This is a genomic window from Streptomyces sp. NPDC002643, assembly GCF_053592555.1.
Genome location: NZ_JBSFVY010000032.1, coordinates 99,564 through 108,842, shown reverse-complemented (window position 1 = coordinate 108,842; position 9,279 = coordinate 99,564). Strand labels below are relative to the sequence as shown.

The following is a 9,279-nucleotide window of genomic DNA, read 5'->3' as shown; positions in this document are numbered from 1 at the left end:
CGCTCGAACAGTTCCCACAACTCATCCGGCACCATGCGCTCGACCATCACCACACGGGCAGACTACCCAGCGCGCCAAATGAGACGACGTCTAAGGGGGTGGGGGGTCCCCGCGCCCCTTTTGGGCCTGCGGCCCATTCGCGGTGCGGGGACCGCCGACATGCCCCCTTGGCCGCCCTGGCCTTGGCCTCCCCCGGTCAGGCGGTCGGTGTCAGTGACCTCTCGGGGGTTGTCCGAGACGGTCGGCCGGCCCCCCGCAGTGGAAGCGATGCCGATGAAGACGGTCGAGGAGATGCCTGAAAGGGCGAAGGCCGTGAAGCCCCGGTTTCCGTGGCCTGCGGCCAGGAGTTGGCCGCCGAGCCAGGGGCCGAAGACCGCGCCGAAGCGGCCCATGCCCGAGGTCCAGCCGACCGCTGTGGCGCGGTTCTCGGGGGCGGAGCGGATGGAGACCGTGGCGTAGATCATGGTCTGGGCGCTGTTGAGGAAGACGCCGGTGAGGAAGACGACCAGGAAGGTCACGCCCAGTGGCATGCGGGCGCTGAGCAGGAAGACGCCTGCGGCGGTCAGTGCGAACCAGATCGCCGAGATGCGTGGGGCGCCGAAGCAGTCGGCCGCGCGGCCCGCGACCAGCATGCCCACGATGCCGCCGAGGTTGAACAGGACGACGAAGGTGAGCGCGGAGCCCAGTTCGTAGCCCTCGCCGCGCATCAGGGTGGGCAGCCAGGTGGCGACGCCGTAGACGAGGAGGAGGCCGCCGAAGGAGGCCACCCAGTACAGGAGGGTCTGGGTCCACTCGCCGCCCCGGAAGAGGTTCGCGAGGGAGGTCCAGCGGTCGGCGGGGGTCTTCTTCCCGGTGGTGGGCCAGTTGTTCCGCCTCGTCCAGGCGGCCCTTGGCCACCAGGAAGCTCAGTGACTCGGGCATCAGTTTGGCGAGCACCGGGACGAACAGCAGCGGGGTCACACAGATCCAGAAGGCGGCACGCCAGCCGAGGGGTTCCACGACCCACAGGGCGACGTACGCGGAGAGGATGCCGCCCGCGTGGTGGGCGGTCATCAGCGTGCCGATGGTGAGGGCGGCCCGGCCGCGCGGGGCGTAGTCGGAGACCATGCTGATCGCGGTCGGCAGCAGTCCGCCGAGGCCGATGCCGGCGAGGGTGCGGCCGAGGCCGAAGACGAGGCCGAAGACGCCGACGCCGTTCGCCGTCGCGCAGAGCCCGGAGGCCAGCGAGAAGAGGGCGACACAGGCGACCATCAGCTTCTGGCGGCCGATCCGGTCGGCGACCGTACCGGCGGTCAGCGCACCCCGACAAAGTCAACGTTTTTGTCAACAATCTTGGCGACAGTTAGGTGGCCGGGGTTGGACGTGCGGAACCCGTCAGTCGACCGGTGGGGTGCCGTGGGTGTGGAAGGACTCGATGGTCTTCAGGCCCCATGCCTGGCCCTTGGCGCGCTCGGCCTGGGTCCAGGTGATCAGGGGCCAGTCGGGGGCGAGGACCAGCCGGGTGAGCGGGTTGCACAGCTCGATACGGTTGCCGCCCGGTTCGTAGACGTACAGGAAGAACGTCTGCTGGATGGCGTGCTTGTGCGGTCCGGTCTCGATGAACACGCCCTGATCCAGGCAGAGATCGGCGGCCCTGAGGATGTCCTCACGGGTGTCGGTGGCGAACGCGATGTGGTGCAGGCGTCCGTGCGAGCCGGTCCAGTCCTCGGTGTGGACGACGTCGTACGACTTGTTGGTGAAGGTCAGCCACTGGGCGGCGACCTTGCCGGTGTCGAGGACGATCTGTTCGGTGGGGCGGGCGCCGAGGGCGTCGCGGGTGAAGGCGGCGTTGGCCCGGACGTCGGAGGCGAGGAAGTTGACGTGGTCGAGGCGGCGTACGCCGACACCGTGGCCCGGTTTGGCCTGGGGCTGGTTCTTCAGGCCCGGTTTGAGATCGGCCGGTGCCTCGTACCACTCGCTCTCCCAGTAGAGGGCGATCTCGTGGCCGTCGGGGTCGGTGGTGACGTAGAGGCGGCCGATTCCCGGTTCGTCCTCCACCCAGCGGCCTTCGCGACCCTTGTTCTCCAGTTCCTTCACCCGGCGTCGCAGGGCCTCCTCGGAGGAGGTCCGCAGGGCCGTGCGGCGCGTTCCCGACGTCGTGTGGGCGGTGAGGGTGAGGCTGTGGTGTTCGTAGTCGTCCCAGGTCCTGAGGTAGACCGAGCCGCCGGAGCGGCCGTTCTCGGTGAGGCCGAGGATCTCGGTGAAGAACCAGAGGCTGCGGTCGAGGTCGGGGGTGAGCAGTTCGACATGGCCGAGGTGGGCGATGTCGCCGAGGGGCGGGGTCATCGGTGACTCCTAGGAGGTACGGGAAGGGGGTTCGGCGGGTCGGGGGAAGACCGTGCCGTCGAAGATCTTGCGGGCGGTACGGACGACGGCCGTGCGGCTCGCCCGGGGGGCGCCGTCGGGGCCGTCCGTCACCCGGGTCTCGATGTCGAGGAATCCGGTGGGGTGCTCGATGCGCGATCGGTCACCGGTGGGCGGGAGTTCGGCGATCGACGAGCCCACCGTGCCCTCGATGCGCAGTCCGGCGGCCACGCTCGCGGCGCCGAGGACGCCGATGGAGGTGTGGCAGCGGACGGGGATGAAAGTGCGGGTCGTGATCGCGCCGCCATGTCGGGGCGCGGCGAGGAGGGTGAGTTTGGGGACGGTGGTGTGGGTGACATCGCCGAGGCCCATCACCGTGCCCGCCGCCAGCCTGATGTCGTGGAGTCGGTCGGCCAGGGCCGTGTTCGCCTCCAACTCCTCGGGGCTCTCGTAGCCGGTGACGTCCAGGGCCGCCGCCGGGATCAGTACGGTCGGCATGCCGTTGTCGACGCAGGTGACCTCCGTGCCGGCGGCGATGTCACGGGCGTTCCCGGTGGGCAGCAGGGGGCTGCCGCTCGGGGGGAACTCGATCACCACGGGCGCGGCCGTGCCCGGCACCCCGGAGATCTCGGCGTCGCCGGTGACCGCGATCCGTCCGCCGGGGGTGGGGAAGGTGGCCACGGCGAGGTCACCGGTGTTGAGCATGCGGATGCGTACGGAGGTCTCCGGCTCCCCCGTCGCGACCAGGCCCCGGTCGACCGCGAAGGGGCCGACCCCGGCGAGGAGGTTGCCGCAGTTCTGACGATCGGTCACCTCGGGCTCGTCGACGCCCACTTGGAGGAAGAGGTAGTCCACGTCCGCCTTGGGGTCGGTCGAGGCGGAGACCACGGCGATCTTGCTGGTGAGGGGGTGGGCGCCGCCGAGGCCGTCGATCTGGCGGGGGTCGGGGCTGCCCATGACCCGGAGCAGCAGTGCGTCACGGGCGACCGGGTCGGCGGGCAGGTCTCCGGCGAGGAAATAGGCGCCCTTGGAGGTGCCGCCGCGCATCAGCGTGCAGCGGATGCCTTCGGGCCACCCGGTCATGAGCCGCGTTCCTCGGCCGCGTGCACGAGACGGCCCCGTATGACCGGCCGCCCCCTCATCACCGGCCCGCCCTTCATCACCGGCCGCCCCCTCACGGCCGGCCCTCCCCACCCGCGTACTCCTCGTACGACCGGTACGTCACCCCGACCCGTACAAGGGTCTCGCGCAACCCGTAGCGGTCCAGGCCGAGTTGGCCGTCGAGGAAGGCGGCGCGAGAGGCGGCCTCCTTCTGTTCGCGGGCCTCGGCCGCCTCGGCCACCGCGCCGGCCCGCTCTCGGGGGACGACCACCACTCCGTCGTCGTCGGCGAGGATGACGTCACCGGGGTGGACGGTCTGGCCGCCGATGGCGACGGGCACGTTGACGGAGCCGCCGGTGGCCTTGACGGTGCCCTGGGCGCTGACGGCGGCGGCCCAGGCGGGGAAGTCCATCGCGCGGAGTTCGGCGGTGTCGCGGACACCGGCGTTGATGACGAGGCCGCGTACGCCTCGGCGCCCGAGGGCGGTGGCGAAGAGTTCGCCGAACATGCCGTCGGTGGAGGGCGAGGTGGTGGTGACGACCAGGATGTCGCCCTCGCCGCACTGCTCGACGGCGGCGTGGATCATCAGGTTGTCGCCGGGCCAGGAGAGCACGGTGACGGCGGTGCCCGCGACCCGCGTGTCCTGCTGGATCGGGCGGAGGTGGGTGCCGAGGAGTCCGGTGCGGCCCATGGCCTCGTGGACGGTGGCGACGCCGTACCGTCCGATCGCCTCGACGTCCTTGGCGTCCGCCTTCGGCGGGTTGGTGACGATCACTCCGGCCATCAGTCCAGCACCCCCGTGACCTGCGGGTAGGGGCGCATGTACGCCTCGGCCATGGTCCTGTGGGCGAGGCCCAGGTTGGGGCCCGCGTTGCGCTTGAGCTGGACTCCTCGGCGTACGGCGAGGTCGGTGTAGTAGTCCCACAGGTGCTGTTGGGCGCCCAGGCACTCCATGGCCTTGCGCTTGGTGTCCCAGACCTCGGTGATGTCGAGGAGGACCTGGGGCCTGAAGCCGCACATCTCGGGCTGGTGGGGTTCGAAGAAGAAGACCGGCGGGGCGCCGATGATCTCGCCCTCGGCGGGGTAGCCGATGGCCTGGGCGAGCACGCGGGCGTCGAGGGCGAGACGGGCGGCGGCGGGGTGGTCGCCGTTGTAGGGGTCCTCCAGGGGGTGGGTGAGGACGACATCCGGCTGGGCCGCGCGGTATACGGCGACCAGGCGGTCGGTGAGTTCGGGGGTGCCGATCAGCGGGTAGTCGCCGGCGTCGAAGAAGAGGATCTCGGCGCCGAGGGTGCCGGCCGCCCGCTCGGCCTCGTCCCTGCGGATCGCCTTGATCTCGTCCAGCCGCTTGCCCTCGCGCCAGGCCTTCGCGGACTCGCCGCGCTCGCCGAAGGTGAGGCACGCGATGGTGACCTTCTCCCCGCGTGAGGCCGCCAGGGCGATGGCGCCGCCGGCCCTCCACACGAAGTCCCCCGCGTGCGCGGTGATGACCAGCGTCGATCGTGGGGGACGGGCTGGACCGGCTGGACGTGGTGGAGCGGGGGTGGCGGCGGACGCCGTGCCGTCGGTCATCGGCCTCAATCACTCCTTTTCAGGCTCGGTTCGCCTCCGGGGTGCTGGAGCCTGTGTCGAGAGCCCGATCGTGCTCGACCTTTCGGGCCTCCGCGCGTTCGGGCTCTCGACACAGCCGCACCCCTTCGGCTCACTCGCCGCGGTGTACGGACCTGTTGGCCCACCTCGGAGGGGCGTGGTGTGCGTTGTGGCGGAGTTATTCGCGCAGCGCCGCGATCACGCTCGTGAGGTGGGCGCGGACGGCCGCCTCGGCCGCCTGCGGGTCCCTGGCCCGGATCGTGTCGATCATGGCCAGGTGTTCACCCAGGGAGTGCTGGGGCCGTCCGGGCCGCAGCGCGAGCTGGAAGCGGTGGCGGACCAGTTGGGCGTTGAGCCGCTCCAGCAGTTCCACCGCGACCCGCTGACCGGAGATCTCCCGGATGCGGGCGTGGAGCCGCTGGTTCAGCTCGGAGTACGTCACCGGTTCGCCGTCGGCGACCGCCTTGGTCATGGCCGTACCGATGTCGGCCAGCTCGGCCAGCTGGTCGTCGGTGGCCAGGGCCGCCGCCTTCGCCGCGCACAGCCCTTCCAGGGCCATACGGCACTCGCTGATGGCGACCGCTTCCTCCACGGTCACCACCCGCACCCGCGAGCCCCGGTTACGAATCCGTTCGACCAGTCCTTCGGCCTCCAGATCGATCAGTGCCGCGCGGATGCTGGCCCGTGTCACACCGAACTGCTCGGCGAGTTCGTTCTCCACCAGCCGCTGTGCCGGTGCCATCTCGCCGTGCAGGATCGCCTGCCGCAGCTTCGCCAGCGCGAGCCGCTTGGCCTGCTCTCCGGTGCCCGGACGGGCTTCCTCCCGCATCGTGCCCTCCCTGAGTGAGTGCCTGTCGAACGTAAATCTAGGCCAACAGAATTGTCAACAATTTTGTTCTCATGGAGGGCGCGCTGTCAGACGGCTGTGCGCACCGGAAGGAGCAGCGCCGAGGGGTGCTCGGGGTCGTGGTGGACCTTCTGGTCGGCGGCGCGCAGGGTGGTGGCGGTGGCGAGGGGTTCGCCGGTGCCGGGGTTGCGGGCGTAGCGCGGGAAGGCACCGGAGGAGACCTGGACGCGGATACGGTGACCGCGCCGGAAACGGTGGGCGGTGGGCCAGAGCCGGACGGTGGCGCGGGTCGGTTCGTCGGCACCGGTCAGGCTGGTCAGACCGTCGCACACATTGGTCGAACGGCCCTTGGTGTCGACCTCGCAGAGCCGGACGAAGACATCGGCGTACGGCAGGCTGGAGCGGAACCAGATCTCGGCGCCCACCTCGCCGACGGCCTCGACGTCCTCGTCCAGGACGGGGGTGGTGTAGGTGAGGACGTCGGGGCGGGCCTCCAGCTCCGTGTTGTCGACGCGCCCGGCGCCCGGGGGCATGGCCACACCGCCGACGGAGGGGGTGGGGTCGGCCGGGTCGTAGCGATAGCCGTCGGGGGCCGAGGCGGCAGGCGGTTCCACCGCCAGCCCTCCCCCGGGCTGGAGGTGGAAGCGCCGCTCCTCGTACCCCTTCGGCGGCCAGGACGCGAAGTCGCGCCATGCCTCCTCGCCCGTGACATACAGCCGTACGGGGGCGCGGTCCGGGGGCCGTTCGCCGCGTGCGTGGGCGAGTCCGAACTCGATGGCCTCGCAGGCGAGGGTGTTGTCGAAGGTGGTGTGCGTCCAGGGTCCGATGGTCAGCCGGGCCTCGCGGCCGGCCGCCTGGAGGGTGGTGAAGTCCCGTATCTGGCCGGGCAGGAAGATGTCGTACCAGCCGCCGATGGAACTGACCGGCACGGTCACCTCGGCCACCCTCTTCCGGTGGTCCATGGGCGCCCAGTACGGATCGTCGGCGTCATGGGCGAGGATCGCCTGGAGGTACTCGGAGCGCTCGCCGAGCGCGGCGACATCGGCGTCCGCGAGGGGCAGGGTGTCCAACGCCCGGCGGATTCCCTTGAGTTCGAGGGGTTGGCGGAGCATCGCGAACGGGCGTTCCTGTTTGGCGATCATCGCGCCCCAGCCGAACGGCGTCTGGAGCGACTTCCCGTCCCCGCGCAGGAACTCCAGGCTCAGCGCCGACTCCGTCATATGCGGGATCATCGCCTTGACCTGCGGCGGGACCCGGTCGGCCACCGCCCACTGCACATAGCCCATATAGCTGGTGCCGACGAGCACGATCGCGCCGCCGAACCAGGGCTGTTCGACCAGCCACTCCAGTGTGGCGAGCCCGTCCTCGCGTTCCTGTCGCATCGGGTCGAAGGTCCCGCCGGAGCCGAAGCCGCCCCGGGTGCTCTGGATCAGCACCTGGAACCCCCGCTCGGCGAGCGGCCGCACCGAGCCCAGTGCCACCACGCCCCGCCTGCCGTACGGGCAGCGGATCAGCGCGGTCGGCAGGTCGTCGCCGCCGTTGCGTGGCCTCCAGCGGTCGGCGAGCAGATCGACTCCGTCGGGCATCGGGACCCGGAGGTCCTTCTCGACAACGAGGTCCCGGGTGAGGGGCGGGGGCAGCTTCAGGGCGCGCTGGATGAGATGACTGAGCGGATTCACGGACGATGCTCCTCCTCGTACGAGGCCGGGGCGGGTCGGCCCATCGTGGTGTGCACCACCGGTGCAAGCCGCAGCAGGCGGTCGGTGAACTCCTCGGGGTCGAGCGGGTCTTCGCCGTCCACGACCCATTCGTTGACGACCGCCGAGGCTCCGCCGGTCAGGAAGGTGGCGAGTCCGTCGATCAGCTCCGGGTCGAGGTCGGCGCCGTACCGCTGTCGTACGACCTCCCGGTTGACCGGGGCGATCAGTGCGATGAGTGCCTTGTTGAAGGCGAACGCGCAGGCCCCGATCAGCATCACGCGGTAGAACGCGCGGTGTTCGGCGAAGTGCCGTGCCATGGCGAGGACCCCGGCACGCTCGGGCACGCCCTCCGAGGTGTACGCCGGGCCCTGCAACAGCTCTCGCCGGACCAGGTCCAGCCCCGCCTCCAGCAGCAGCCCGTCACGGTCGCCGAACTGCTGGTACAGCACCTGTCGGCTGACATCGGCGGCCTCGGCGAGGTCGGAGACGGGGATGGCGGTCGTGCCCCGCTCGGTCACCAGGTCGAGCGCGGCACGCATGAGGGAGGACCGGGAACGGCGGACCCGGCGGTCCAGGCGTGGTTCGGACGTCATACCGAAGATAATGGACACCTGTTAATAAATGAGCAAGTGTTCAGAAGGGACGTTCAGCGCCGGGGCACGCTCATGCTCAGCGCGTTCGCGGCGACGACCGCGCCGATGGCGGCCCATTCGATCCACCCGAGGCCCTCGCCGAGCATGATCCAGCCGACGAGGGCGGCCAGGACCGGGTTGACGCTCATGAACAGGCCGAACGCCCGGGTCGGCACCCGGCGGAGGGTGAACGCGTCACCGAGGTACGGCACCGCCGAGGCGAGCACACCGGCGGCGATCGCGGAGGCGACGGCCCCGGCGGTCGGCGGCCGATGGATCACCACGACGACGCCGACCGGCAGGAAGGCGAGCGCCGAGAGCAGCGCGGCCGCGGCGGAGCCCTGCGCGCCGGGGATACGGCGGCCGACGGTGCGGTTGAGCAGGATGTACGACGCCCAGCAGACCGCGGCGAGGAGGCCCAGGCCCATGCCGAGGTAGTCGGTGGACACCTGGGGGCGCATCAGGGTCACCACGCCCAGCGCGGCGGCCAGTGCGCAGGCGGCGTCCACGCGGCGGCGGGAGCCGGCGAGGGCGATGGCGAGCGGGCCGAGGAACTCCAGGGTCACCGCGAGGCCCAGACCGACGCGGTCGATCGCGGTGTAGAGCGACAGGTTCATCGTCCCGAAGACCAGTGCGAGCAGCACCACCGGCCACCACTGGCGCGCGGTGAAGGACCGCAGCCGGGGGCGGGCCACGGCCACGAGGACGAGCGCGGCGACATACTGCCGTACCGCCACGACCCCCACGGGCCCGAGCACCGGGAAGGCGAGCGCGCCCAGCACGGCCCCGACCTGGTTGGACACACCGCAGCCGACCATGGTGACGACGCCGGCGAGTCGCGCCCCCGAGGCCGAATCGGGGGCCGGGGCAGACTCCAGGGCCGGAGCCGGAGCGGAAACCGGGGCCGGGGCCGGAGCCGGAGCGGAAGCCGAGATCGGGGCCGCGGCGGAAGCCGAGATCGGGGCCGGTGCGGGAGCCCGGATCGTGTCTGCGGCGGGGTTGGCGATGGAGGCGTCCATGAGCCGAGCGTGCGCCGGGAGCCCGGTTGCGCAAAATGCATTCCGCG

General features: G+C 71.1%; 9 protein-coding genes and 1 pseudogene. All 10 read right to left on the bottom strand.

All coding sequences use genetic code 11. From position 1 onward, the window contains the following. Nucleotides 1–62: 62 nt before the first annotated feature. Nucleotides 63–767: an MFS transporter gene (locus ACWD4G_RS36130; protein WP_451301187.1), complete on the bottom strand. Its 705-nt coding sequence runs from the start codon at nucleotides 765–767 to the stop codon at nucleotides 63–65. Between the two features lie 145 nt (nucleotides 768–912). Further along, a pseudogene (locus ACWD4G_RS36125) lies at nucleotides 913–1,251 on the bottom strand (MFS transporter); the annotation flags it as partial. Between the two features lie 123 nt (nucleotides 1,252–1,374). Continuing rightward, a complete protein-coding gene (locus ACWD4G_RS36120) occupies nucleotides 1,375–2,325 on the bottom strand; it encodes a catechol 2,3-dioxygenase (RefSeq protein ID WP_451301185.1) in 951 nt (316 codons plus the stop codon). Between the two features lie 9 nt (nucleotides 2,326–2,334). Beyond that, nucleotides 2,335–3,426 carry a 4-oxalomesaconate tautomerase gene (locus tag ACWD4G_RS36115; protein ID WP_451301183.1) on the bottom strand — a complete coding sequence of 364 codons (1,092 nt, stop codon included), beginning with the start codon at nucleotides 3,424–3,426 and terminating at the stop codon, nucleotides 2,335–2,337. Between the two features lie 91 nt (nucleotides 3,427–3,517). Beyond that, nucleotides 3,518–4,228 (bottom strand): 4-carboxy-4-hydroxy-2-oxoadipate aldolase/oxaloacetate decarboxylase, encoded by a 711-nt coding sequence (locus ACWD4G_RS36110; RefSeq protein WP_451301181.1) that lies wholly within the window; start codon nucleotides 4,226–4,228, stop codon nucleotides 3,518–3,520. Continuing rightward, nucleotides 4,228–5,016: a PIG-L deacetylase family protein gene (locus ACWD4G_RS36105; RefSeq protein ID WP_451301179.1), complete on the bottom strand. Its 789-nt coding sequence runs from the start codon at nucleotides 5,014–5,016 to the stop codon at nucleotides 4,228–4,230. The genes ACWD4G_RS36110 and ACWD4G_RS36105 overlap by 1 nt, the downstream gene beginning before the upstream one ends. A 196-nt stretch (nucleotides 5,017–5,212) precedes the next feature. Then, nucleotides 5,213–5,863 carry a GntR family transcriptional regulator gene (locus tag ACWD4G_RS36100; RefSeq protein ID WP_451301177.1) on the bottom strand — a complete coding sequence of 217 codons (651 nt, stop codon included), beginning with the start codon at nucleotides 5,861–5,863 and terminating at the stop codon, nucleotides 5,213–5,215. 86 nt (nucleotides 5,864–5,949) lie between these two features. Next, complete coding sequence (locus tag ACWD4G_RS36095) at nucleotides 5,950–7,560, bottom strand: CocE/NonD family hydrolase (protein WP_451301175.1); 1,611 nt, start codon at nucleotides 7,558–7,560, stop codon at nucleotides 5,950–5,952. Continuing rightward, nucleotides 7,557–8,174 (bottom strand): TetR/AcrR family transcriptional regulator, encoded by a 618-nt coding sequence (locus ACWD4G_RS36090; protein WP_451301173.1) that lies wholly within the window; start codon nucleotides 8,172–8,174, stop codon nucleotides 7,557–7,559. The genes ACWD4G_RS36095 and ACWD4G_RS36090 overlap by 4 nt, the downstream gene beginning before the upstream one ends. 53 nt (nucleotides 8,175–8,227) lie before the next feature. Continuing rightward, nucleotides 8,228–9,232 (bottom strand): EamA family transporter, encoded by a 1,005-nt coding sequence (locus ACWD4G_RS36085; protein ID WP_451301171.1) that lies wholly within the window; start codon nucleotides 9,230–9,232, stop codon nucleotides 8,228–8,230. Nucleotides 9,233–9,279 lie beyond the last annotated feature (47 nt).